We start from the raw sequence: 23,917 nt of genomic DNA, 5'->3' as shown, positions 1-23,917 counted from the left end.
CTTGGCAGATAAGTTTAGCATAAGCCATGCAGACCCGAACTGCACGTTTAGGTTTGCAATAATGTGTTATGCACTACAGTATTTTGATGAAGAAATAATATCTATCTTAACAAGCGTTTGATCGAAAAAGACGAAAATAATGAGAAAATTGCTTAAAAAATAATTCATTGAACTAAAAAACAAGAAAATTTCAGTATGATGACTTGATCAATGTGGTTTTAGTTTGTATTATGGCGGCTCGTTCCGGTGAGGTGGATGAGTGGCTGAAATCACTTCCCTGCTAAGGAAGCATACCTATTACTGGTATCGAGGGTTCGAATCCCTCTCTCACCGCCATTACTTAATGCGCTCATAGCTCAGCTGGATAGAGCACTTGGCTACGAACTAAGGGGTCGGGAGTTCGAATCTCTCTGAGCGCACCAAGTAAATAGAACGAATCGCTGAAAGGCACACAAGTTACGCGCTCATAGCTCAGCTGGATAGAGCACTTGGCTACGAACTAAGGGGTCGGGAGTTCGAATCTCTCTGAGCGCACCAACTTGAAGAATTAACCGCTTTTATAGCGGTTTTTTTGTGCTTGTTTTTTAGTAATTTTAAAAAAATCTAAATTTATAACTTTTTAATTATATTAGAGATAATCATAAATGAATCTAGCTTTATTTGATTTTGATGGCACCATCACTCATAACGACACGTTCAGCTTATTTCTTAAATTTTCTTTAGACAGAAAGACTCAAATAGTTGGTAGTATTCGACTTGCACCGTATATAGCTGGCTATAAGCTTGGTTGGGTAACGGATAGAACCATCCGAACTAAGCTCTGCCAAGTAGGATATGTTGGCTATGACGCGAACTCCCTAAAAGATATGGGACAAGAGTTTGCTAAAAAGGTACTTCCTACCTGTGTGCGTGAAAATGCTTTGGAGCGTATTCTCTGGCATAAAGAGCAAGGCGATCAGATTGTTGTTGTATCAGCATCATTGGGCGTTTATTTAGAAAGTTGGTGTCATTCTTTAGGTTTAGATGTTATATGCAATCAACTTGAAATACATAATGGTATTTTAACAGGTCATTTTATTGATGGTGATTGTGGTTATTTAGAAAAAGTAAATAGAATTAAAGATAAATATGATTTAAGCCAGTACCCTACAATTTATGCCTATGGCGATACGCCTAATGATTATGCAATGTTAGAGTTAGCCCATAAAAAATATTATAGATGGCAAGAGATTGATTAGTATTAATTAATATTTTGAAACTATAATAAAAAAGAAAGCCACTTATAAAAGTGGCTTTCTTTTAATGATATTAAACAGTATGGAAAGAATTATCTAAGAAGTGATCAGTAAGTAATGACTGAGGTACTAAAGTATGAATCGTATTTGTTACGCTCGATACTGTAGAAGTTACTCCACCTAAGTTGCTACCAGTTAATCCACCTAATAAATTAGAAATAACGTCTGAACCGCCTGCACCAGTCACACCACCAGTTAAGCTACCCACGATATCTGTTACGACACCAATAGGGTTGCTGCCAGCTGTACCACCAGTCACGCCACCGATAGCACCAGTCGCATTACCGATGATATCAGTTAGAATACCAGTCGCAGTTGAACCGTTATGAACAAGTGTATTGATAATCCCAGTTGCATTTTCAGTTGCACCATGGATATCACCACCCACTAGATCAGATACAACTTCAAGTGCTCCGTTCACGGTGTCACGAGATGTTTCGAAAGTTAGTGTACCCAGGTGAGCAATATCAGTAACAGGATGTTCAGTTTGAGGAAGTACACCAACTACAGTGTCTGCAACTGTATTAATTCCTGTATTAATAATGCTGGTTTTTAAGCTTTCAACGCCCTGAAGAACATCAATACCGCTTTGAACTACATCAACTACTGGAGAAATAGGAGATGTGCCACCACCAATAACGCCCCCCGTCACACCACCGATAATGTCAGTAACAGTGCCAAGAGGGTTACCGCCAGTAGCACCACCAGTTACACCACCGATAGCACCAGTCACGCCACCAAGAATGTCAGTTAAAATACCAGTCGCAGTGGTGCCATTATGAACAAGAGTATTGATAACACCCGTTGCATGATCAGTTGCACCTTGGATATTACCACCCACTAAATCAGATACAACTTCAAGAGCACCGTTCACGGTGTCGCGAGAGGTTTCGAAAGTTAGAGTGCCAAGGTGAGCGATATCAGTAACAGGGTGTTCAGTTTGAGGGAGTACACCTACTACCGTGCCCGCAACCGTATTAATTCCTGTGTTAATAATTCCAGTTTTTAAGCTTTCAACACCTTGAAGAACATCAATACCACTTTGCACAACGTTAACTACTGGAGAAATAGGTGATGTACCACCACCAATAACGCCACCAATAATATTAGTTACTGCACCAAGAGGGTTACCGCCGGTAGCACCACCAGTTACACCGCCGATAATGTCAGTGACGGCACCAAGCGGGTTACCGCCAGTAGCGCCACCAGTTACACCACCGATAGCGCCAGTCACGCCACCAATAATATTAGTTACTGCACCAAGTGGGTTGCCACCAGTAGCACCACCCGTTATACCACCGATAATGTCAGTAACAGTACCCAGCGGGTTGCCGCCAGTAGCGCCACCAGTTACACCACCGATAGCGCCAGTTACGCCACCAAGAATGTCAGTTAAAATACCAGTCGCAGTGGTGCCATTATGAACAAGAGTATTGATAACACCCGTTGCATGATCAGTTGCACCTTGGATATTACCACCCACTAAATCAGATACAACTTCAAGAGCACCGTTCACGGTGTCGCGAGAGGTTTCGAAAGTTAGAGTGCCAAGGTGAGCGATATCAGTAACAGGGTGTTCAGTTTGAGGGAGTACACCTACTACCGTGCCCGCAACCGTATTAATTCCTGTGTTAATAATTCCAGTTTTTAAGCTTTCAACACCTTGAAGAACATCAATACCACTTTGCACAACGTTAACTACTGGAGAAATAGGTGATGTACCACCACCAATAACGCCACCAATAATATTAGTTACTGCACCAAGAGGGTTACCGCCGGTAGCACCGCCAGTTACACCGCCGATAGTACTTGTAATAGTATCAAGTGGATGGCCACTAGTTACACCGCTAACAATATTGGTTACTGTTCCTAATGGATTTGTTGAGCCGACGGTACCAGTAACAGTACCAACTACACCTGTCGTTACGTGGGTAACAGTATTAGTTACTGTGGAAATAACATTTGAAAGTAAGCCTGTTGAAACATGTGCATCAACAGAGGAGCCAGGGTTTACAGTGGTACTTGCCGATACGCCATTACCCAAGCCTTGAGTAACTTTTGAGATCGAAGATACGAGATTTGATAGTAAAAACATGTTGGTCTATTTCCTATATAATTATGTATTTTTAAGTAAGTATTATTTATTGCGCTACATAATTAATGAGATTTGTATCTCAATAATTGGAATTTAGTATTGGTTAGATATCAAAAGCTGTCAATGTGTATTTCTAGTCACATTTTTGATACTAATAACATTTAAAGAAATATCAATTTATTTAATTTAGACATAAAAATAATAATAGTTTTTATATAATATTTTTTTAATCAATTATGTTTTTCTTACATTTTCACTCATTTGAAGCATTATATTAGATGAATTTTATTTGGGTTTATCATGTTAAAGCTTAACTAGAAATATATTATTTCTATAATGTTGACCGAAATAGTCGACTTTGACTTTTAGATATATGGCTAAATACGTCAAAAAGTCTATAAAATTTATTTGAAAAAAAATATTTCAAATACATCTTAGCTGAGAAAAACATCAATAATTTAATTACTATTTTATATAAAGTAGAGTTCTGGCTAAGAACTAAACGTTTGATGACGGAAAGATGAAAAAAGACTTCCTAAGCTTTAAAAAATGCGTATAATGCGCAACATCAAGTACGCGCTCATAGCTCAGCTGGATAGAGCACTTGGCTACGAACTAAGGGGTCGGGAGTTCGAATCTCTCTGAGCGCACCACTTGAAGAATTAACCGCTATATATAGCGGTTTTTTTGTGCCTATTTTTTATCAAATCTATTAAAAGCCAGTGCTCATAGCGACCAGCTTTAAAAAGAATTAAAAGTAGAAAGATTAGCTAAATGTTTTAAAACGGCTTTCATCTTCAATAAAAGCTTTTTCTCCTGCTTCACCTTCAATTGAACCAAATACTAATTGAGCTCTTAATTTCCAATGAGCAGGAACATTAAACGCAGCATTAATTTGCTCATCAATGATTGGATTATAGTGTTGCAATGAAGCACCAATACCTTGTTCAGCTAGCACGTTCCATACTGCAAATTGTGCAATTGCTGTTGAGTGCTCAGACCAGATTGGAAAATTATCTGCATATGTTTCAAATTGCTCTTGTAGACCTTTAATCACATGTTGGTCTTCAAAAAATAAAACTGTACCTGCACCTGCCGCAAAACTTTGAATTTTCTGTTCAGTTCCAGTTAGGGCTTCTGCCGGAATAATTGTTTTTAATACATCTAAAACTATATGCCAAAAATTTTGGTGGGATTGATCAAATAAAATCACAGCGCGAGAAGATTGGGAGTTAAACGCTGATGGGCTATGTTTTACAGCCTCTTGAATGAGTTTTTCAATTTCAGTTGGGGACTGTTTTAAGTTCTTTCCTATTGAATAAATAGAACGACGTTTTTTAATTAATTCTAAAAAGCTTGGTTCATTGGAAATATTCGTCTCTTGAGTGGTTTGCGTAACCACATCTTTTGAGACTGTTGCTTTTTGATTTAAGCCAAATAATTTTGCAAAGAAAGACATGAGACATTCCACTAAGAAGGTAATGCTCTTATTGTAGAAATTTTAAAAAGTGAAATAAGCTCAATAAATATGAATCTACGTTCTATATATGCAACGAAAAATATTTCGCAACCGAACCGTAACAGCGCCTTCTGAACAAAACAAAAAATAGCCTTTGATTCATTTTAAAGCTGAAATGAATATGCTCTAATAGTTTCGATTTATTGAGTATTGATGCATTGCAATGACTGAGCAAAAAACAGCTTTATCTTTACGTTACTATTTGAATTTAGAAGAATCACAAGATGGATTTTCATTGGTAACATTTGGGAAAAAACAATTTACCCGTTTTCTCACACCTGCGATTAGTATCGCAATTATTATTTGGGGACTTTATTTAGGTTTCTCTGGTGTAGGCCGATATTATGTCGGGTTAGGTTTATTTTTTCTGGTGATGCAAGGGTTGATGCGTTACTGGCTTTTACCGATGTTATTTAAACGTCAATTTGTTCGTTACCAGTTTGGAAAGAGCGAGCAGGGAATTGATCTCTATCAAGATTATTTTGAGCTTTATTCCAGTGAGCGTAAGCAAGTGGTGCAATATGCGGATGTGCAAACCTTTGCTAAAGGTAAGTTGACTTACATGCTTGAGTTGAAAAATAAAACTGTAATTATTGTGCCAAAGCGCGCATTTGCACAGGATTCAGATCAAACGATATTTGAAAATACATTTAAGAAATAAATTATTGGAATTATTAGTCGCAACAACAAAGGAAGCCTCATGAATACACGTCCTTCAAAAATCGTTTGCGTAGGCAGAAGCTATGCCGATCATGTCAAAGAATTAAATAATGCTATGCCTGACAAGCCTATATTATTTATTAAACCACCTAGTAGTTTGATTGGTTTAAATGACGGTATTTCTTGGAATCCAGCTTGGGGCAGTTGTCATTTTGAGTGTGAATTAGTTTTACGGATTGACCAGCCTTTAAAAGGTGAAACAGATCCTACAAAAGCATTGAAAGCGATTGGTGCTGTGACATTAGGTCTGGATTTAACAATGCGTGATTTACAGAATGATCTGAAAAGTAAAGGTCACCCATGGGAACGTGCAAAAGCTTTTGATGGTGCTTGTGTATTAGCTGATTGGGTAGATACAAAAGAAATTACAAACTGGCAAGAGACCAAATTTACTTTCCATATTAATGATGAGTTACGTCAAGATGGAAATACTGAACTATTAATGTTTACGATTGGTGATCTATTAACAGATATTAATCAGGTCTTTTCACTAGAACCGGGTGATGTAATTATGACAGGTTCACCTGCTGGTGTTGGGCCATTACACTCGGGTGATCAGTTAAAAATGACATTAAAAGGCGCAACGCAAGATTTTGTATGGGAAACTTTTGTAAAGGCATAATCCTTTTCTAAAACAGTCTATTTTTAACCCTATTATTTTTCAATAATAGGGTTTTTTATTGTCTAGAAGTGAAAGACTTTTATATTAATAAATAGTCTTATCTTTCTATTTCTCTTCAAAAATTGTTGAGAGAGGAATAGAAAGTTTTGCGGCCAAATAATCATTAGACTCAATGAGTGCTGGTCCAATTTTTTCCATCCATTCATCGTCATCATGCACATTTTGGACATCTTGACGTAAAGGCAATGGGTACGGAAGAGCTGTGAAAAAACTCCAGAAATCAACTTGGGATAAATTACGTGCTAGAACATATTCATCTTTATCAGTGCGTTTAACCAAGTTTTGTTCTTCAAGTAAAAGTACATAAGCTGGCCAACGGCCAATTTCTCCACGGCCTAAAATTTCTAAGGCTTCCTTATCACTTACACTTTCACCAAGTTTTTGCTTTTTATAAAACAATTCAAGAATATCTAATAACATGAGAACAGGATGTCGTTTTTGCACTTTACCTGAATGAAAGGCAGTTAAAGCAAAACTGACTTCTACCCCCAGCAAAATAATATTCCATGAAAGGAATATCCATAATAGGAAAATGGGTACCGCTGCAAATGCACCGTAGATCAGTTCATAGCTGGTGAAATTTGACATTACGAAGCTGAATAGGTTTTTGAGTATTTCAAACAATACAGCACTTAAGCAGGCCGCTATCCCAGCTGAATAAACTGGAACTGTTCGATTTGGAATAGTCCAATACAAAATAAAAAAGCCAACAATGGTCAATAAAAACGAAATCAGCCAGAGTATGAAAGATCCATCGAGTTGATATCCTGCGAAATTATTGCTGAGAATATTCATTGAAGCGACTGTTGAGGAAATGACGAATGCACTTCCTAAGATAATCGGACCTAAAGAGATGATGGTCCAGTAACGCATAAAACCTATAATGCCGCTACGAGTTTCTTTTACACGCCAAATACGATTAAAGACTGTTTCAATTGAGGTCAGCATTAAAACGGTAGTGACGAATAAAAACAGTACACCAATAACGGTTAGGTTGCTCGATTTCTCTGTGAAAGCATTTAAAGCTTTATCAAATGCGATAGTGCTTCTAGGTAAAAAATTACTATAAATTAAATGTTGGAGCTGTTGTCTTGCAGGTTCTAACGCTTTAATTGAAGAAATAATAACTAAAAAAACCGTTAACATCGGTACAACTGCGAATAGTGTTGTATAGGTGAGGGAACCAGCTTGTTCACGGCACCGATCAGCTTCAAAACGTTTAAATACATATAAAACGAACTGAAACCAGGTCTTATTATAAAAAGGAAGCTTACTTAAAAAACGTTGTAACATGCGTCGTCTATCCCGATTTTTTTAATCATCATGTTGGGCGATTAATAGCTTATCAAAGTATGAGCTGAAGAACTCAAATCGTAGATTAAAGCAAAATAATAACTTATAGAATTAAAGTCGTTCTGTAAGTTTACTATGCGCTATAGAAAAAATTGTAGCCATAATCTTTTCAAAAAAGTTGGCTTTCTGTTGTGTGATCATAAGATTCATCAAAAGTTGGTGAACCTTTTACTCAACGATTTTGAGAAATTTGCTCGTGTTACCTTTAACGCTAAACAATCAATCACCTCTAGAATTTCATAAAATTGGTTTCGCCAAAAAAATAAAAAATACCGTATAGTGTTCTTTTTAACAAAATTTATGAAACCGATGCAACCTTACATTCTTGTACTCTATTACAGTAAATATGGTTCTACTAAAGAAATGGCGCATTTAATTGCCAATGGTGTTGAATCAGCGGGTATGTCAGTGAAAATTCGGACAGTGCCAAATATTGCTCCAGTCGTCACGGTAGCTGAATCAAGTATTCCGGCAGAAGGCGATATCTACTGTACATTAGATGATCTGGCGAATTGTGCGGGTCTTGCGTTGGGTTCCCCAACTCGCTTCGGCAATATGGCAAGTGAAATGAAATATTTTTGGGACCAAACGACGAGTCTTTGGCTCAATGGGGCATTACATAATAAACCTGCTTGTGTTTTTACTTCTTCTGGATCAATGCATGGTGGGCAGGAGAGTACTTTACTCACGATGTTACCGCCGTTATTTCATCACGGGATGATGATTCTGGGATTACCAAATGCAATTCCAGCTTTATCTAACACTAAAACAGGTGGAACACCGTATGGGGCAAGTCATGTAAGCGGACCCCGCCATGACCAGAGCTTAAGTCAGGATGAAAAGATTTTGTGTGAAGCTCAAGGTAAGCGTTTGGGTGAAGTTGTTAAAAAGCTTGTAGTTTCTCTTTAAACAGCCAAAAAAAAGAGCGGATATCCGCTCTTTTTTATTTGCACAATTTATTCTTTTACAAAAGTAACTTTACCATCTGTAAGAGAAAGAACACGTGCTAATGATTCAACTCGATAGCCTTTTTCAAGCAATAAATCACGGCCCGGTTGGAATGATTTTTCAATCACAATACCAACCCCCACAACTTCTGCATTTGCTTGGTGAATTAAATCAATTAGTCCTAATGCTGCTTGACCATTCGCCAAGAAGTCATCAATAACTAATGCTTTATCAGTTGAATGAAGGTGTTTGTTTGAAATCGCAATCGTGCTTTCAGTTTGTTTAGTAAAACTAAATACTTTAGAGCGATATAAGTCATCTTTTAACGTCAATGACTGATATTTACGAGCGAAAATTACAGGTACACCAAGTTCCAAACCTGCCATGATTGCAGGTGCAATACCTGATGCTTCAATGGTAATAATCTTGGTAATCCCTGCATCTTTAAAGCGAGCGGCAAATTCTTTACCAATCTGCTGCATTAATACAGGATCAATTTGGTGGTTTAAGAAAGCGTCGACTTTCAAGACTTGATCAGATAGAACGATACCTTCTGTTAAGATTTTCTGTTCTAGTGCGTGCACGGGAGAATCCTCTAGACGGATGCTTTTAAAGCAAATGCGTATTTTAAAAAGCATCCGAAAAAATGCAAGCTTTAATTCGTTTTACCCGTATAACTTGTTAATAACAGGCCATAAGAAGTTTTACCATCAACGTGGCTGACTTTAACTGGTAAATAGTCCAGTTTAGGTGCTAACCAGAAAATAGTATTACGGTCTGGTCTGCCATGTTCTAAAACAACTTTTACGGTATCAAAAGTGCCATAAGAGGTTTTAATTTTTTCATTGCCTTGTTTTACAAAACGACGATTTTCAACTTCTTTTGCATCGGCAAGAGGGTATGAAGTTTTAAGTGAACCATTTTTTAAATCTTCACGAACTTGTAATTCTGCATTTAGCTCGTCAAGTACGCCAGCCTGCCAAGCAAATGAACGAGCTTTATCATCTTTCTTGGTAGAAATAGTTTTGCTGTTTGGATTAAAGTTAATATTCATGGTGTTGTTATGAATCAAAATTTTGCTGGTACGGCTAAAACTTTGAGATCCAATTTTACCATTAGCAAAACTAAATTTACTTGTTTCACTTGCTGAAGCAATTCCACCTGCTTTTGCAGTGAAATTATAAGTCCAATTATTACCTTGCTGGCTTAAGGCACGTGTCGCCGAACCCATACCTTTATTATTATAAGTGAACTGATAATTTGCCTGAAATGGGCTCATGGCAAGTGCATGGCTTGAGAAACCTGCAAAAAGCAAAGTTGTTGAAATACCTGTTGCGATGCCAAACGATTTCAGAAATTTTGTTGCCATAAGTAAATATCCTTGTACAGACTGAAAAGTCAGTGCTGATGCATCTATAACTTAAACATATTATGCCTGCTGATCATGGAGAAAAAATCAGGATTTATGCTAAATGTGTAATCTATTTGTGTTTTTTGGCAGTTAATTCATTTTATTCAAACAGCTTTATACATCTTTTTGCTTGATTGGTGTGATTTCAGAATCTTCTAATTCATCTTCAAAATCATCGTCCTGATCACGATAAAGTAGCGCTGCTAAATTCACATTTCCAAATACGACTAATTCAGCCTCACGAACTCGTGCGTAATTTACATGTACTTTACCTAATGTCTCGATAATACTAGCCTTTTTACCAAACCAGCGGTTCAGGTTAAGAAATATGAGTTCATCACGTTCTTCTGCTACGTTAAAGCGTTCAAGAATCATTCCCAAGGGATCTTTTTTCAAAATTTTATGGTAGTAAAAAACTGCGGCTTTTACGGCAATCTTTTGCCAAAAGTTTTTATATTTCGCTTCAATAATTTGTGTATTACTAATTTGTTCAAAAACTAAAAGCTGTTGTTCTTTGTTAAATTCCATCTGAATCAGTTTTAAATCAACAGATAGTGTCGTCTCTAGTCCTTTTACATGCATGGTGGCATATAATCTTAGCCAGTCATGGTAAAGATCAGTATGAAGGTCATCTAAAAACTCAACATTATTGGTGACATAACGTTGCAAAGTTGCATTCAGAAAGGTTTGGGATAGCGTAAAATCTCGTTCTTCTTCAATGAATGCTTCTGCTTTTTGGTAGACTTTTTTAAGGCGTCTGACTAATGAGGAAAATAGCGTTTGCATAAAAGAACTTCCAGAAGATAATTTACTTAAGAACCAACACAATCTTTATTATGATAAAAAACGAGTTTTGATATTGCAGTGTAACAAATTTAATTGATACATTTTGACAAAATGAAAATGGATAAAACTCGATATTTGAAGTGAATCACACTTTTATCCAGATTTGAATATCAGTTTATATTTTATTCGGTATTAAACCGTGGGGAAAAGGCATTTATATGCTTTTAAAATTATGTTGAACAAAAGAAGTCTATCCATAGAGCCTTTTTACCACTGGTGGCAAGACCGAGTGTTTATTGCTGCGACAATATTGGCAATCTTACTGCATATTTTTGTATTGCTCATTCACTTTGCGATGCCTAACCCATCAGAGCAGTCGACTAAAGAGATTGCAATTTCAATTCGACCAAGCAATGACCCAGTTCAGCAGGCAGACTTTTTAGCACAAGCGGACCAGCAAGGTTCAGGCGCATTTCGTGAAGCCCACCGTACCTCTAGTAATACCCCAAATCCTATGCTCAACGATGCTTCAACTGGAGATGCACAGTTAGAAAGTTTGCAAAAGGTTCAGCAGCAAAGAGAGCTTAAATTTGAAGAAAAAGTCTTAATGACTGTTTTGAGTTGGCAAAAACAAGCTGATGCGAGTCAAAGGAAAAAAGAATTAGAACAATTACAAAGTCAGTTTCAGGCAAAAGCTGCGATGGTTGCGAGCCTTGAAGCACAATATTTACAACGTAGACAAGATTTTAGCCGGCAACAAAAAATCAAAACAGTAGATGGAATTCAAGCGAAGAAAGATGCATCGGCTGCTTATTTAGATAAGTTCCGTGAAAAAGTGGAGTTGTATGGTAATCGCTATTATCCGGAAGAAGCCAAACAACAACAGCTAAGAGGTGAAGTCCGGTTAATGGTTGTTTTAAATGCTCAAGGTGGGATTCGTGCAATTCGATTGCTTGAAAGTTCAGGGCATTCGGTATTGGATGAAGCTGCTAAGTCTTCAGTACGTCGCGGCGCACCATTTGGGCATTTCGATGCCAATATGAAAGATATTTCTGAATTACGTATTGTACGTACGTGGCGTTTCGATCCGGCTCAAGCAGAATTTGAAGTACATTAATAAAAAATGTGGATAAGTTTGAGCTTATCCACATTGATTTTAGTTAATTAGAAAAATCCCATCTGAAGACAGACGATATTTTTCATCTAATTAAGAATGATTAGATCTGTTCTTGGTAAGGATTGTCTATATTCAGCTTTGCTAGAATTTCGACTTCAATCCCTTCCATTTCCTCTGCATCTTCATCACTGGTTTCATGGTCATAACCGAGCAAATGTAAAACACCATGTACTAATAAATGCGCAAAGTGTTCTTGAGCAGTTTTCTTTTGTTCAACTGCTTCTTGCAATACCACTGGAATACAAATGACTAAATCACCCAGAGGAAAGGCATCGAGCATTGGTAAAACTTCTTCGGGAATATCACTTGGAAATGATAAAACATTGGTTGGTTTATCTTTCTCTCGATATTGCAGATTAAGTTGTTGGCTTTCTGCTAAATCGACACAAGCAACGCCAATTTCGCAGTCTTCTTTATAACCAACGTGGCGTAAAGTTGTCTCAATAATTTTTTTGAGTTGAGCTCGTTTGAGCTCTAACTCAGGTAATTGAAGGTCTTGCTGTAAACTTAAACTGATTTTCAAAATGAATCCTTAAGCATCCTGATGTTGCAAGTCTGCTGCTGCATCGTTCTCAGCGACTAATGCTTCCTGACGGGCTTTACGTTCAGCACGTGCTTCAGCATTAAGACGCTGTTGTTCACCATCCCAACCTTCATAAGCCTCAACGATTTTTTGAACCAGTTGGTGACGTACAACATCGCGGGAATGGAAACGGGTAATATGAATTTCTGTAATATTCTCGATTACGCGAAGTGCGTGTGCCAAACCAGATTGTTGACCTCGAGGTAAATCAACTTGAGTAATGTCACCTGTAATTACTGCACGAGAACCAAAACCTAAACGGGTCAAGAACATTTTCATTTGTTCAGGGGTAGTGTTTTGAGCTTCATCCAGAATGACAAATGAATGGTTAAGTGTGCGACCACGCATATATGCAAGAGGTGCAACTTCAATTACTTGACGCTCAATTAACTTGGCAACTTTTTCAAAGCCAAGCATTTCGTAAAGGGCATCGTAAAGAGGGCGTAGGTAGGGGTCAATTTTCTGGGTTAAATCACCGGGTAAGAAACCGAGCTTTTCTCCAGCTTCTACAGCAGGACGTACAAGTAAAATCCGCTGGATTTCGTTACGTTCTAGCATATCTACGGCGGCAGCAACTGCTAAATAGGTTTTACCTGTACCAGCAGGGCCTACGCCAAAAGAAATATCGCTTTGTAAAATACGTTGTACATAACGTTTTTGATTGGCACCACGTGGATTAATGCGGCCTTTTCGAGTCTGGAAATAGACATCTAGCGGCGCATCATGCTCATCCATTTCATCACCAACCAATTCGAAATTGCGTTCAGTTTGTGAAGATTGAATGAGGAGGTGTAATAGATCAGCACTGATTTGCTGGGATACCTCGGACTCTTCGTAGAGTCGTTGCAATAATGCTTCGGCTCTCCCAACAGCATCTATTTCACCATCTATGTGAAAAACATCTCCACGATGAGTAATTTTGACATCTAAACGCTGTTCAATTTGCTTCAGGTGCCCATTATAGGCACCTAGAATGCTCTTTAAACGTTCCATTGAAATTTCAGGAAATGTTACGGTACGTCGAATCGCTGCAGTCAAGAGAAAACCTTTCAGTAGACTTTAGAATACCTCTACATTACGCCACGTCAGGTTCAAGATTCAAGAGCTCACCGTAAACAAAATTTAAAGTTTTAATTTCAGTAATCTCGATCTCTGCAAAACGGCCAACCCAAGTCGCATCACCAACGAAAGTGACCAGACGTGTATTGTCAGCAGTACCAATTAAAATATTAGGATCTTGATCCGATACTTTTTCAATAAGTACACGTTCAATTTTACCTAACATGGCATCTGTTTTTTCAATACTAGACTGCTTAATTACTTTTTGAACTTGAGCTAAACGTTCTTTTTTAACTTGCTCAGGTGTGGTGTCTGGCAAGTCAGATGCGGGTGTACCTGGGCGTTTTGAATAAACAAAACTATAAGAATGGTCGAAGTCTAAATCTTTGATAAACTGCAATGTTTCTGCAAAGTTTTCATCGGTTTCACCAGGGAAGCCAATAATAAAGTCACTTGATAAATGCATATCTGGACGAATTTTGCGTAACTTCACAATTTTATCAATATATACATCAATCGTGTGATTTCGTTTCATGGCTTTTAAAACATCATTCGAACCACTTTGTACCGGCAAATGTAAATGTGACACCATTTGAGGTAAGTCTTCATAACACTGAATAAGCTCATCAGAGAATTCTAGTGGGTGCGATGTTGTATAGCGTAAGCGTCCAATACCCGGAATTTCTGCAACGAGTCGTAACAATTCAGGGAAGGTACAGATGCCACCTTCGAAGGTTTCACCACGGTAACCATTTACATTTTGACCAAGAAGTGAAATTTCACGAACACCTTTTTCAGCAAGACCTGCAATTTCTGCGAGTACATCGTCTAAAGGTCGAGAAACTTCTTCACCGCGTGTATATGGAACTACACAGAAAGAACAGTATTTAGAACAGCCTTCCATAATAGAAACAAATGCTTTAAAGCCTTCTACACGTGGTTCTGGTAAAAAGTCGAATTTTTCAATATCTGGGAAAGAAATATCAACCAGTTTGATTTTGTCTTTTTTCGGTTTTTCTACTTGAGCATTATGTTGATCAAGCATTTGTGGTAAACGGTGTAATGTTTGAGGGCCAAAAATCATGTCTACATAAGGCGCACGTTTTTGAATATTGTCACCTTCTTGAGAGGCAACACACCCACCGACACCAATCACAAGATCTGGATTTTTGTCTTTTAGTTTGCGCCAGCGTCCTAATTCACTAAATACTTTTTCCTGTGCTTTTTCACGGATAGAACACGTATTCATGAGCAGAATGTCTGCTTCATTAGGGTTGCTTGTTAAAATGTAACCGTGAGAGTCCCCTAAAAGGTCTGCCATACGGTGACTGTCATACTCATTCATCTGACACCCTTGAGTTTCAATATAAAGTTTTTTTATTGAAACATCAGCGGTGTGCGTTGGCTGGGTAACAGTGTTTTCTGAGGCAGCTTTGGCACCATTGGGAATGAAGGTTTGAACCGTCATGCAGGCTCCTAACAGATCGATCTAAAAAAGAATAAATTGGCCCAAAATGGGTCAAACCATTTATTATAGCAGTATTTGGACCTAACCGATAACAGTAAACCTTCAGAACATGTCATGGTTTTTTTGAAGTAAATTATGTGAATTTTAATGATGTTGAATCAGATAGTTACATAACACAACAAAAGAAAGCACGAAGACTAATTAAACTATGCGCTGAAGGTGAATAGTCAGGGTTTAACACATTTATGAGACCAAGTAGAAAGAGCTCATCAATCCATAGTCGTGTAATGAAAAATAAATATATGCATCGTAGCTGGTTAGGAGCTATGTGTTTACTTGGTTGTTCATTTACCTATGCTGCCGAAGAGCAGTTTAATGATGCATTAAACGCTGCAAATAGTGGTAATACGGCATTATTAGACCAATATCAGCTTGCCATGCAAAATGATGTATTGGGGTACTATCCAGAATATTGGAAACTTAATACCAATCTTGGCTTTCAACCTTCAGCTTCGATTGTAAGTTTTGCTCAACGTTATCCTCAATCAGCAATGGCTGAGAAATTAGCAGCCGATTATGTTGAAGAAAAAGTTAAACAATCTGACTTTGCATCGGCACAACCGTTACTATTTTATGTAACTAATCCTGATCAGGCTGAAAATTGCGCAGTGGCACAGGTGAGAGCGAAAACTGGTGATGCATTAGTCTTTGCTGAATACAAAGATGTTTGGCTAGCTACTGAATCACAACCTGAATCTTGTGTGGGTTTAGGACGCTTGATGTTATCTAGTCCATTAATGAATCAGCAAGATAAACAACAGCGCCTTTGGGTGCAGTTACGTTCTGGTTTAACAGGGCAGGCCCTTGCTACGGCACAGACTTTAGGTATGAATCTGTCCTTGGCTCAGCTTAATCAAATTCAGGCTAACCCACTCAATTATTTGTGGAGTGCGCCTAAAACAAATGATACAGACTATGCTTATTTAATTTTTGCATTAGGTCGTTTGGCTAATAATGACTTACCTAATGCTTTTTCGAATGTCCAACGCGTCGCGCAAGGTACACCAGAGAATATACAAAAGTATTTATATCGAACGGTAGCTTATATTGGTGGCACCACGGTTATGAAAAATAATTTCAATCGTGAAGTTCTTCAATATTTTGATGCAAGTTACGGTTATCCTCTAAGTCCTGAAGAAGCTGAAATTTATGCGCGTCAGGCAATTCGATTTGGTGCGTGGGAAAGTTTAATTCGTGCTATCGATGCTATGAGCGTGACACAAAAACAAGAAGATCGCTGGCAATATTGGCTTGCACGTGCAACAGAGCAGCGCAATGACAGTAATTCAAAAAATACTGCGCAACGTATTTATAAAAAGTTAGCTGAAAGTGGCGATGACTATCACAACCTTTTAGCTAAAGATCGTTTGGGTGAACGTTATAATCACCAACCTTATGATGATCAGCCAACTGCAAGTGATTTAAGACGTTTAGATCAGAATGTTCACTTTAATCGTGCTTTTACTTTAAGACGTATAAATGCAAATCCAACTTATACTAACCGAGAGTGGAACTGGGCTGTTCGACAAGCTTATCTTCAACATGATGATGGTGTGTTGTTAGCTGCTGCAAAGCGTGCTCATGATATGGGGTGGTATGATCGCGCTATTTATGCAGCAGATCGTACAAAGAATAAACATAATGACACCTATCGCTATGTGACGCCGCATAAGACTAATGTTGTAAGTCATAGTTACAATGCAGGAATTGATCCAGCATGGGCTTATGGTTTAATGCGACAAGAAAGTCGATTTGTTACTTCTGCACGTTCTCATGTTGGAGCTGGCGGTCTTATGCAAATTATGCCCGATACAGCGAAGTTGATTGCGCGTCAAATGGGTGAAACCTATAATCCAGCGGCATTAAATGAAATGAATACCAATATTCGATATGGTACGTTTTATTTGTCGATGATTCAGGGGCAATTAAGCAATAATCCAGTTTTGGCAACGGCGGGTTATAATGCGGGGCCTAATCGGGCAAGACGTTGGCAACCGGACTTTCAATCAATTTCGGCTGACCAATATACAGAGACAATTCCATTGTTAGAAACCAGGGACTATGTCAAGCATGTTATGACTAATGCAACACATTATGGCGTGGTATTGGGCCAAGGGGCTCAATCATTGTCACAACGTATGAAAGTCATTCCAATGCGTACATCGCCTTAATTTTAGGTGATTGATGATGGATCTTCTTTTAATTGGCATATTCAAGTTTTAATTAAATGAAATATAGATATTTGGAACTTCGTTCAATTTTGCAACTTGCATGGTGGCTTATCTGTGCAGGAGTAGGATTGATGAGTTCCGTTTTACATGCCGAACCTGTTAATTTACAGGGATATGTCATGCATGTACAAATGACACCTGCCGCATGTGCGTTAGATCCCTCTAAACAAAAACAACGTAAATGTCTTGAAGGATATTCACTGACAATTACGGGTCTTATGCCAGAAACAAATCAAACTGATTGTTCAACAGAAAGTTCGGCCGCTCTTTCTCCATTGCAAGCCAAAGTTGTAGCTCGGGTCATGCCTGACAATAATGCGCGCGTACAGCTTTGGAAAAATGTAGGGGGATGCGTTCCTATGAATGCAAGTCAATATTTCCGGACAGTTATTAACTTTGCTGAGCGTTTAAAAATTCCAGCTAGCCTTACAAGTTCGACAAATGTTGAAATTCAACAGTCAGCTTTAAAACAGCAATTTACTCGTCTTAATCCGAGCCTGCCGCAAAATGGTATTCGTTTGACTTGTCAGTTATCGCGTTCAGATGTTGTTTTAACGGAAGTGAAGGTGTGTTACACGGTAAAAGGTCAATATAAACAATGTGCAAATCATGTGGTATCGAATTGCCCAGGTGAAATCACAATTAAAGGTAGTTACTAAAGATGACGATCATTTCGTAAAAAAATGCTGACCATGCATTGAATCTTTTTGTAAATATTAATTTGTATTTTCTATCAGACTTTTGGTGAAAATGAGTCGCTTTTACATGCATCTGCCACATCTTTAGAGTACAATCTTTGCCGTTTATGATGATTTAGTTAGATGGAATTCCTATTTAGCTAGATTAAGGACACTCATTGGAGACAATTACATGAAGCAACCCGTTCGTGTTGCCGTGACTGGCGCTGCAGGTCAAATTGGTTACAGCTTATTATTCCGTATCGCAAGCGGTGAAATGTTAGGTAAAGATCAACCTGTTATTTTACAATTGCTTGAAGTTCCAGTTGAAAAAGCTCAACAAGCGCTTAAAGGCGTAATGATGGAACTTGATGACTGTGCTTTCCCTTTATTGGCTGGCATGATCGGGACTGATGATCCGAAAGTTGCATTTAAAGATGCTGACTATGCTTTATTGGTTGGTTCTCGTCCACGTGGTCCTGGTATGGAACGTGCTGACTTGTTAAAAGTTAACGGTGAAATTTTCATCGGTCAAGGTCAAGCATTAAACGAAGTTGCTAGTCGTGACGTTAAAGTATTAGTTGTAGGTAACCCTGCAAACACTAACGCTTACATCGCTATGAACTCTGCTCCAGACCTTCCAGCTAAAAACTTTACTGCTATGTTGCGTCTTGACCATAACCGTGCGTTGACTCAAGTTGCTCAAAAAGCTGGTGTTGCAGTTGCTGATATCGAACACTTAACAGTTTGGGGTAACCACTCTCCAACAATGTATGCTGATTACCGTTTTGCAACTGTAAATGGCGAAAGCTTAAAAGACAAAATCAACGATGCGGCATGGAACAAAGATGTGTTCCTTCCAACTGTTGGTAAACGTGGTGCTGCGATTATCGAAGCACGTGGTTTGTCTTCTGCTGCTTCTGCTGCTAACGCTGCAATTGACCATATGCACGATTGGGCACTTGGTACAAACGGCAAATGGGTAACTATGGGTATTCCATCTGATGGTTCTTATGGTATTCCAGAAGGCGTTATGTTTGGTTTCCCTGTAACAACTGAGAATGGTGAATACAAAATCGTTCAAGGTTTAGAAATTGATGAATTCAGCCGTGAACGTATTAACTTTACGTTAAATGAGCTTGAAGAAGAACGCGCAGCAATTGCTGACATGTTGAAATAATTTATCTTTTTGATAAGTTAAAAAAAGCACTCTTTTTAGAGTGCTTTTTTATATTCAATCATTTGAAATGAAACACAAAAAACAACAAGAAAATATAAACATTATCATGCATATAAACAGCTTTTATTGTTAGATTAGTTAATAGATGATTTAAAATAAGTTATAGGAGAAAAATAATGTTTGAGCAGCAACCTACTTTAGAGCTTTTATTTGATCAGCTAGGTTTAGATTCAGATGAGGCAAGCATTGAAGACTTTATCAAAACACATCAATTGCCAGCTGAACAGAAATTACATGAAGCCTCTTTTTTGTCAAAAAGTCAAAGTGATTTTTTAAAGAGCCACTGGGAAAAAGATGATGAATGGATTGTGGTTATTGATGAGCTTAATGAACAACTACATGAAGATAGCCTGAATAAATAAAACTAAGGCGTGTTTTATATTCAATGTATAAAACACGCCTAATTACATTAAGTGTTTAATGTGTCTTTATTTTTAATTGATCTTTATACCATGGCTCATGACGTATCAGGTCAAACGCAGGTTGGTCATGAATCAATTCAAGATCACATGTGCTTGTTGATAAATATTTAGTTAACCAATGTCGTGTTAATGCTGACTCTTGTCGAGCTGCTGACGCATAAGCCAAGAAGAAATATATATCCGCATGTTCATGGTGTGCTAATGGCTTCAAAATTTGTTGAGTAATCAACGCAAAACGTTTTTCTTTATTTAGTTCAAAATAAAGCATATAAGCTTTGGCCAAGTGTAGAGACAAATTAAGGTATAAGCTCAATGGCATTTCTTCATATTCCATACGAGCTTGTTCAAGCAAAACAATCGCTTCTTGTAAAAAATGAAGTTGTTCCTGACGAACACGACTTAATACGACCAGTTGCATGCGTAACTCAGCACGCTCCAAAGCAAGCTCAGGCGTATTTTCAGTCAAATAAAGTTGGTCTGTTTCACCAATTCGGCTGACAATTGTTTTACTTTCAATAGACATACGCCATTACCTTCTTTAATCAATAGCTTTTATATCGGGTTCATTTACCAAATTTAAAGAGTAACTATTAAACCCAAATCGAATTTCCGCTACGAAGCCAAGCTGTAATGGAGAGTCTTTGTTGTTTAGAGGGTAATACTTCATGTAATAAATTACTTTGAAATATTACAAGTCGATTTGGGTCGGGATTAACGATATGCCACTTCTCATTTTTATCTTGCAGTCGTAATTGACCACCCCAATCTTCTTGCCATTCTGGATGTAAATAATAAACGGTTGAAATAATACGATCATTTTTTTGTTGAGGATTGTCTCGGTGTAAAGCATAAAACTCACCCAAACCATAACGGGCGAAATGAGCTTCAACCTCTTTAATTCCTAAATAGAATGCTTGATTTAGATTCTGTGAGAAAGAAGTTAAGGTTTCAATATGCTGTTGAGCAATAGGAAGTTGATCATTAATCCAGAGAATATGATCGCTACGGATATTACTCATTACGCCGTTTTGAATACCAGCTTCTCTAAATTCATCAATATGATGGCTACACTCGTTAGCGACTTGAGCGCGATATTGATCCGAATAGGCGTGATTAATAATCGCAAAGCCATGCGTATTTAAATCATCTAGAATTTGATCCAGATCCCATGAGTCTGGAAGCGGGTGAGAGAGCATATAACCTCGAGTAGATCGTAAAAATATCAAGCTGCTCTATTTTAGATGATCACAACCTTACGAAAGAATATTTTTTTCATGTTAAACTATTTGTTGAATTGAGGAATTAAAGTCAACATGAATTACCGTCACCATTTCCATGCGGGCAACTTTGCAGATGTTATGAAGCATGTGCTTTTGCTACAGCTTCTCAACCGTTTAAATGCTAAAGATAAACCTTATCGTTATATCGATACGCATGGAGGTGCAGGAAAATATGATTTATCTCTGGCGCCTGCACAAAAGTCTGGAGAGTTTCTTACAGGCATTCACCGTCTAGTTCAAATATCTGAAATGGAAAAGCGTCAGGCACCTGAAGCAATCCAGCAATATTTGAAGTTGGTAGAACAGCTGCGCTCTGAAGAAGGCAAAGGCAGTTATCCAGGTTCACCATGGTTCGCTTTGCAAGGTATGCGTGAAATTGATAAAGCAACAATTTTTGAAATGCAACGTGATGTCTTTCAACAATTGCGACACAACATTTATGATAAACGTGCAGGTTTACATGAGCGTGATGCCTACGAAGGCCTGCTTGGTGTAATTCCGCCAAAAGAAAAACGTGGTTTGGTCATGATTGACCCACCTTACGAATTAGAACGTAAAGATTTTCCGCAATTAGTTGAACTGTTACAACAAGCTCATAAGAAATGGCCAACAGGCGTTTTTGCAGTTTGGTATCCAATTAAAGACCGACCGATGATTGAGCGTTTTGAAAAGAAAATGTTTAAAACGGGAATTCGTCGTCAGTTAATCTGTGAAATTTGTGTATGGCCAGATGACACACCTGTAGGTTTGAATGGTTGTGGTCTATTAGTGATTAACCCACCTTGGCAGTTCTCGGAACAAGCAGACCAAGCACTACAGTGGTTATTCCCGCATCTACGCATGCAAGAAACTGGTGGTCACGCTGCTGTTCGCTGGTTAGTAGGTGAGTAACAGTTAACTTAAATCAATGCACATGTTTGGAATAGAAAATAATGACAAATGCGCCTAAACCAGAGCAAGATTTAACTCATAATGAACATTCATTTGATGGGATTACATTCGAAGTGGTTGAAGAAGAAGATAATCCGGAAGGACAAAAAGTAAAGCGTCGAGGAATCTATCTTTGGCCTAACTTAATTACGACAGCCGCTTTGTTGTCTGGTTTCTATTCCATTATTGCAAGTATGAATGGGGATTTTACCCAAGCTATCTATGCTATTTTTATTGCAGCACTACTTGATGGTCTAGATGGTCGAGTTGCTCGAGCGATTGGAGCACAAAGCGCTTTTGGCGAGCAATATGATTCTCTTTCAGACTTATTAGCTTTTGGTGTAGCTCCAGCAATGCTGATGTATAGCTGGAGTTTGCATGATTTAGGTCGCATTGGACTAGCTTGTTGTTTTGTCTATACAGCATGTGCAGCTTTCCGTTTAGCACGTTTTAATGTTCAGATTGGTGTCGTTGATAAGCGCTATTTTATCGGGATTGCGAGCCCACTCGCTGCCATTATCATTATTTCACTCGTGTGGGTTGCTCGCGATTATCCTTTCATTTTTGATTTACGTGATATTACGATTAAAAGCATTAATGCTGTGATTATGGTTGTTGTGGGATTACTTATGATCTCCAATATTAAATATTACTCTTTCAAACAAATGGATCGTAAACGCGTTCCCTTTGTAGTTATGTTGCCAGTAGTACTGATTTTTGCAGCAATCACTTATAATATTCCAATGGGCATTTTGACTGTTTCAATTATCTATGCTCTCTCTGGTTTTGTTACGACACTATTTGCACGCAAGAGTAACGAAACAATAAAAACATAAAATAGAAGAGGTTCAGTATGCCTAAGTTGATAAGTCAAATTAATCAATTACAGCAGCTGGGCCTTAATGCTAAAGAGAGGGTTGTATATCAACCTTCTCGTGGTTTTTTTAAAATCGTTTATCAAGGCTTAATCCTTCCAAATCTTCCTGCTCCACTGCGTTATTTTAATTACATTAGTCTAGTTGGACAGCCACGCATTCCTCTTTGCTATAACGCACACACAATTACAACTTCGGCAATCGATACGGCAACTGTGCTTGTCAGTAATAGCCAACATAGTGTGGGACATTTAAAAACTTATTCTATTCGGCGGCAATGCCAGTTTGACTCAGACCAATATCAGTTTGATAAAACAGACTTGATTGAGTGGAAAATCCCAAAGATCCATCTTCAGCGCTTAGACCTAGAAATGGGTTGCAATCTTACTATTCAGACTCCAGAAAATATCTCTAATACCTCTGCATTGCAGTGGGGTGTTTCGGACTATTGGTCAACACTATGTTTGTGTGAGGGTGAAGTTTTTTATAAAGGGCAAAAGTATCAAGTTGAAGGATTAGGAAAGTTTAAGCATGCAAGAGCTCTACATTTACCTTTTTTATCTTTATGTTTCTATACATGCCAAATCATTAATTTAAATGAAACGACTCAGCTTACGTTTTCACAAATAAGAAATCAGTGGAATATCATCTTATGTTCAAGATTAGATATTCAAGAATTTGGGAAGCCTGTTGAAAGCTTTACTGAAGATGTAAATTTACATATCCATCGCGTTTATCCAAAAGTTAGAACACCAAACGGTAGAGAGATGTATTTGCCCAGAGAATTTTCTTGGCAGTGTAAAAAAAATGGAAAAATTATTTTTGAACTTTATGCACAAAGCCGTGGCGACTACAAGTTTGGATTAGCTGCTGGATATGTTGGAAGCTTTCAGTACCAACTAAGCTGGAATGAACAGTGCTTACAAGGTGAGGGTGGATATTGTGAATATATTGATTGTCGCCCCCTTAGGTGGCAGGAAAAGAATCAAGACGAGAAAATTTTAGATAAATTGATGCTTTTACAACCATGTTTATATAAAAAATGACTATTTTTATCATTTTTGATTAAAAAACGAACTGTTGTTGCGGTAATATTGAAAAAGGGG

At 37.9% G+C, this 23,917-nt stretch carries 22 protein-coding genes, 4 tRNA genes and 1 pseudogene; 16 read left to right on the top strand and 11 right to left on the bottom strand.

Annotated features, from left to right (window positions below; all coding sequences use genetic code 11):
* Positions 1 to 245: 245 nt before the first annotated feature.
* From WA249_RS05695 to WA249_RS05680, 4 genes are all read left to right on the top strand, one after another.
* Positions 246 to 336, top strand: a tRNA-Ser gene (locus WA249_RS05695).
* A gap of 9 nt (positions 337 to 345) precedes the next feature.
* Positions 346 to 422, top strand: a tRNA-Arg gene (locus WA249_RS05690).
* Between the two features lie 38 nt (positions 423 to 460).
* Positions 461 to 537: transfer RNA gene (locus WA249_RS05685), tRNA-Arg, on the top strand.
* Positions 538 to 644: 107 nt separating this feature from the next.
* Positions 645 to 1,238 (top strand): HAD-IB family hydrolase, encoded by a 594-nt coding sequence (locus WA249_RS05680; protein WP_336166966.1) that lies wholly within the window; start codon positions 645 to 647, stop codon positions 1,236 to 1,238.
* A gap of 70 nt (positions 1,239 to 1,308) precedes the next feature.
* On the opposite strand, the gene WA249_RS05675 is transcribed toward WA249_RS05680, so the two are convergent.
* Positions 1,309 to 3,390, bottom strand: a complete 2,082-nt coding sequence (locus WA249_RS05675; RefSeq protein ID WP_336166964.1) for a beta strand repeat-containing protein — start codon at positions 3,388 to 3,390, stop codon at positions 1,309 to 1,311.
* Positions 3,391 to 3,966: 576 nt separating this feature from the next.
* Here WA249_RS05675 and WA249_RS05670 point away from each other — a divergent pair.
* A tRNA-Arg gene (locus WA249_RS05670) sits at positions 3,967 to 4,043 on the top strand.
* 113 nt (positions 4,044 to 4,156) lie between these two features.
* Here WA249_RS05670 and WA249_RS05665 read toward each other — a convergent pair.
* Entirely contained in the window at positions 4,157 to 4,849 is a 693-nt protein-coding gene (locus WA249_RS05665) for a nitroreductase family protein (protein WP_336166962.1), read from the bottom strand.
* A gap of 223 nt (positions 4,850 to 5,072) precedes the next feature.
* Between WA249_RS05665 and WA249_RS05660 the strand changes: the two genes are divergently transcribed.
* Both WA249_RS05660 and WA249_RS05655 read left to right on the top strand, forming a co-directional pair.
* A complete protein-coding gene (locus tag WA249_RS05660) occupies positions 5,073 to 5,570 on the top strand; it encodes a YcxB family protein (protein WP_016140124.1) in 498 nt (165 codons plus the stop codon).
* Positions 5,571 to 5,609: 39 nt separating this feature from the next.
* Positions 5,610 to 6,251 (top strand): fumarylacetoacetate hydrolase family protein, encoded by a 642-nt coding sequence (locus WA249_RS05655; RefSeq protein ID WP_336166959.1) that lies wholly within the window; start codon positions 5,610 to 5,612, stop codon positions 6,249 to 6,251.
* A 105-nt stretch (positions 6,252 to 6,356) separates the two neighbouring features.
* On the opposite strand, the gene WA249_RS05650 is transcribed toward WA249_RS05655, so the two are convergent.
* A complete protein-coding gene (locus WA249_RS05650; protein WP_336166957.1) occupies positions 6,357 to 7,604 on the bottom strand; it encodes a YihY family inner membrane protein in 1,248 nt (415 codons plus the stop codon).
* Positions 7,605 to 7,964: 360 nt separating this feature from the next.
* Between WA249_RS05650 and wrbA the strand changes: the two genes are divergently transcribed.
* A complete protein-coding gene (wrbA, locus tag WA249_RS05645; RefSeq protein WP_005301334.1) occupies positions 7,965 to 8,573 on the top strand; it encodes an NAD(P)H:quinone oxidoreductase in 609 nt (202 codons plus the stop codon).
* A gap of 47 nt (positions 8,574 to 8,620) precedes the next feature.
* Here the strand turns inward: wrbA and WA249_RS05640 are convergent, their stop codons facing one another.
* The 3 genes from WA249_RS05640 to WA249_RS05630 form a co-directional block, all read right to left on the bottom strand.
* The gene (locus tag WA249_RS05640; protein WP_004789579.1) at positions 8,621 to 9,196 is read right to left on the bottom strand and encodes a xanthine phosphoribosyltransferase; all 576 of its coding nucleotides are present in this window, start codon (positions 9,194 to 9,196) and stop codon (positions 8,621 to 8,623) included.
* A 71-nt stretch (positions 9,197 to 9,267) separates the two neighbouring features.
* Positions 9,268 to 9,981, bottom strand: a complete 714-nt coding sequence (locus tag WA249_RS05635; RefSeq protein ID WP_336166953.1) for a DUF3108 domain-containing protein — start codon at positions 9,979 to 9,981, stop codon at positions 9,268 to 9,270.
* Positions 9,982 to 10,137: 156 nt separating this feature from the next.
* Positions 10,138 to 10,809: a hypothetical protein gene (locus tag WA249_RS05630; protein WP_336166951.1), complete on the bottom strand. Its 672-nt coding sequence runs from the start codon at positions 10,807 to 10,809 to the stop codon at positions 10,138 to 10,140.
* Positions 10,810 to 11,041: 232 nt separating this feature from the next.
* Between WA249_RS05630 and WA249_RS05625 the strand changes: the two genes are divergently transcribed.
* Positions 11,042 to 11,926: an energy transducer TonB gene (locus tag WA249_RS05625; protein ID WP_336166949.1), complete on the top strand. Its 885-nt coding sequence runs from the start codon at positions 11,042 to 11,044 to the stop codon at positions 11,924 to 11,926.
* A 100-nt stretch (positions 11,927 to 12,026) separates the two neighbouring features.
* On the opposite strand, the gene ybeY is transcribed toward WA249_RS05625, so the two are convergent.
* The 3 genes from ybeY to miaB are packed head-to-tail and all read right to left on the bottom strand — an operon-like array spanning position 12,027 to position 15,096.
* Positions 12,027 to 12,509, bottom strand: coding sequence for an rRNA maturation RNase YbeY (gene ybeY, locus WA249_RS05620; protein ID WP_336166947.1), 483 nt, complete (start codon positions 12,507 to 12,509; stop codon positions 12,027 to 12,029).
* 9 nt (positions 12,510 to 12,518) lie between these two features.
* Positions 12,519 to 13,607: a PhoH family protein gene (locus WA249_RS05615; RefSeq protein ID WP_336166945.1), complete on the bottom strand. Its 1,089-nt coding sequence runs from the start codon at positions 13,605 to 13,607 to the stop codon at positions 12,519 to 12,521.
* 37 nt (positions 13,608 to 13,644) lie between these two features.
* A complete protein-coding gene (gene miaB, locus WA249_RS05610; protein WP_336166944.1) occupies positions 13,645 to 15,096 on the bottom strand; it encodes a tRNA (N6-isopentenyl adenosine(37)-C2)-methylthiotransferase MiaB in 1,452 nt (483 codons plus the stop codon).
* A 287-nt stretch (positions 15,097 to 15,383) separates the two neighbouring features.
* Between miaB and WA249_RS05605 the strand changes: the two genes are divergently transcribed.
* The 4 genes from WA249_RS05605 to WA249_RS05590 all read left to right on the top strand — a co-directional run bounded on the left by WA249_RS05605 (position 15,384) and on the right by WA249_RS05590 (position 19,666).
* Positions 15,384 to 17,327 carry a lytic transglycosylase domain-containing protein gene (locus tag WA249_RS05605; protein ID WP_336166943.1) on the top strand — a complete coding sequence of 648 codons (1,944 nt, stop codon included), beginning with the start codon at positions 15,384 to 15,386 and terminating at the stop codon, positions 17,325 to 17,327.
* Between the two features lie 56 nt (positions 17,328 to 17,383).
* Positions 17,384 to 18,046 (top strand): ribonuclease T2 family protein, encoded by a 663-nt coding sequence (locus WA249_RS05600; protein WP_336166941.1) that lies wholly within the window; start codon positions 17,384 to 17,386, stop codon positions 18,044 to 18,046.
* Between the two features lie 211 nt (positions 18,047 to 18,257).
* A complete protein-coding gene (locus WA249_RS05595) occupies positions 18,258 to 19,244 on the top strand; it encodes a malate dehydrogenase (RefSeq protein ID WP_336166939.1) in 987 nt (328 codons plus the stop codon).
* A 176-nt stretch (positions 19,245 to 19,420) separates the two neighbouring features.
* Positions 19,421 to 19,666, top strand: a complete 246-nt coding sequence (locus WA249_RS05590) for a DUF2789 family protein (RefSeq protein WP_336166937.1) — start codon at positions 19,421 to 19,423, stop codon at positions 19,664 to 19,666.
* A 55-nt stretch (positions 19,667 to 19,721) separates the two neighbouring features.
* On the opposite strand, the gene WA249_RS05585 is transcribed toward WA249_RS05590, so the two are convergent.
* Together WA249_RS05585 and WA249_RS05580 are read right to left on the bottom strand one after the other, a co-directional pair.
* Positions 19,722 to 20,249: a hypothetical protein gene (locus tag WA249_RS05585; RefSeq protein WP_336166935.1), complete on the bottom strand. Its 528-nt coding sequence runs from the start codon at positions 20,247 to 20,249 to the stop codon at positions 19,722 to 19,724.
* Between the two features lie 67 nt (positions 20,250 to 20,316).
* Positions 20,317 to 20,922 carry a 2OG-Fe(II) oxygenase gene (locus WA249_RS05580; RefSeq protein ID WP_336166933.1) on the bottom strand — a complete coding sequence of 202 codons (606 nt, stop codon included), beginning with the start codon at positions 20,920 to 20,922 and terminating at the stop codon, positions 20,317 to 20,319.
* Positions 20,923 to 21,039: 117 nt separating this feature from the next.
* On the opposite strand from WA249_RS05580, the gene WA249_RS05575 reads away from it, so the two are divergent.
* From WA249_RS05575 to WA249_RS05565, 3 genes and pseudogenes are all read left to right on the top strand, one after another.
* Entirely contained in the window at positions 21,040 to 21,897 is an 858-nt protein-coding gene (locus WA249_RS05575) for a 23S rRNA (adenine(2030)-N(6))-methyltransferase RlmJ (RefSeq protein ID WP_336166931.1), read from the top strand.
* A gap of 41 nt (positions 21,898 to 21,938) precedes the next feature.
* Positions 21,939 to 22,772, top strand: coding sequence for a CDP-diacylglycerol--serine O-phosphatidyltransferase (gene pssA, locus WA249_RS05570; protein WP_336166929.1), 834 nt, complete (start codon positions 21,939 to 21,941; stop codon positions 22,770 to 22,772).
* Positions 22,773 to 22,789: 17 nt separating this feature from the next.
* Positions 22,790 to 23,876 (top strand): annotated as a pseudogene (locus WA249_RS05565) (DUF6670 family protein).
* Positions 23,877 to 23,917 lie beyond the last annotated feature (41 nt).

This window comes from Acinetobacter sp. 161(2023), from assembly GCF_037027805.1.
GTDB lineage: Bacteria > Pseudomonadota > Gammaproteobacteria > Pseudomonadales > Moraxellaceae > Acinetobacter.
The sequence above is the reverse complement of the archived record's forward strand: the minus strand, read 5'-3'. Positions and strand labels throughout refer to the sequence as shown.

What these genes read in the sequence shown, in the direction of transcription:
- WA249_RS05680 (WP_336166966.1), top strand. Translation starts at nt 645, where the DNA reads ATGAATCTAGCTTTATTTGATTTTGATGGCACCATCACTCATAACGAC.
- WA249_RS05675 (WP_336166964.1), bottom strand. Translation starts at nt 3,390, where the DNA reads ATGTTTTTACTATCAAATCTCGTATCTTCGATCTCAAAAGTTACTCAA.
- WA249_RS05665 (WP_336166962.1), bottom strand. Translation starts at nt 4,849, where the DNA reads ATGTCTTTCTTTGCAAAATTATTTGGCTTAAATCAAAAAGCAACAGTC.
- WA249_RS05660 (WP_016140124.1), top strand. Translation starts at nt 5,073, where the DNA reads ATGACTGAGCAAAAAACAGCTTTATCTTTACGTTACTATTTGAATTTA.
- WA249_RS05655 (WP_336166959.1), top strand. Translation starts at nt 5,610, where the DNA reads ATGAATACACGTCCTTCAAAAATCGTTTGCGTAGGCAGAAGCTATGCC.
- WA249_RS05650 (WP_336166957.1), bottom strand. Translation starts at nt 7,604, where the DNA reads ATGTTACAACGTTTTTTAAGTAAGCTTCCTTTTTATAATAAGACCTGG.
- wrbA (WP_005301334.1), top strand. Translation starts at nt 7,965, where the DNA reads ATGAAACCGATGCAACCTTACATTCTTGTACTCTATTACAGTAAATAT.
- WA249_RS05635 (WP_336166953.1), bottom strand. Translation starts at nt 9,981, where the DNA reads ATGGCAACAAAATTTCTGAAATCGTTTGGCATCGCAACAGGTATTTCA.
- WA249_RS05630 (WP_336166951.1), bottom strand. Translation starts at nt 10,809, where the DNA reads ATGCAAACGCTATTTTCCTCATTAGTCAGACGCCTTAAAAAAGTCTAC.
- WA249_RS05625 (WP_336166949.1), top strand. Translation starts at nt 11,042, where the DNA reads ATGTTGAACAAAAGAAGTCTATCCATAGAGCCTTTTTACCACTGGTGG.
- miaB (WP_336166944.1), bottom strand. Translation starts at nt 15,096, where the DNA reads ATGACGGTTCAAACCTTCATTCCCAATGGTGCCAAAGCTGCCTCAGAA.
- WA249_RS05605 (WP_336166943.1), top strand. Translation starts at nt 15,384, where the DNA reads ATGAAAAATAAATATATGCATCGTAGCTGGTTAGGAGCTATGTGTTTA.
- WA249_RS05600 (WP_336166941.1), top strand. Translation starts at nt 17,384, where the DNA reads ATGAAATATAGATATTTGGAACTTCGTTCAATTTTGCAACTTGCATGG.
- WA249_RS05595 (WP_336166939.1), top strand. Translation starts at nt 18,258, where the DNA reads ATGAAGCAACCCGTTCGTGTTGCCGTGACTGGCGCTGCAGGTCAAATT.
- WA249_RS05590 (WP_336166937.1), top strand. Translation starts at nt 19,421, where the DNA reads ATGTTTGAGCAGCAACCTACTTTAGAGCTTTTATTTGATCAGCTAGGT.
- WA249_RS05585 (WP_336166935.1), bottom strand. Translation starts at nt 20,249, where the DNA reads ATGTCTATTGAAAGTAAAACAATTGTCAGCCGAATTGGTGAAACAGAC.
- WA249_RS05580 (WP_336166933.1), bottom strand. Translation starts at nt 20,922, where the DNA reads ATGCTCTCTCACCCGCTTCCAGACTCATGGGATCTGGATCAAATTCTA.
- WA249_RS05575 (WP_336166931.1), top strand. Translation starts at nt 21,040, where the DNA reads ATGAATTACCGTCACCATTTCCATGCGGGCAACTTTGCAGATGTTATG.
- pssA (WP_336166929.1), top strand. Translation starts at nt 21,939, where the DNA reads ATGACAAATGCGCCTAAACCAGAGCAAGATTTAACTCATAATGAACAT.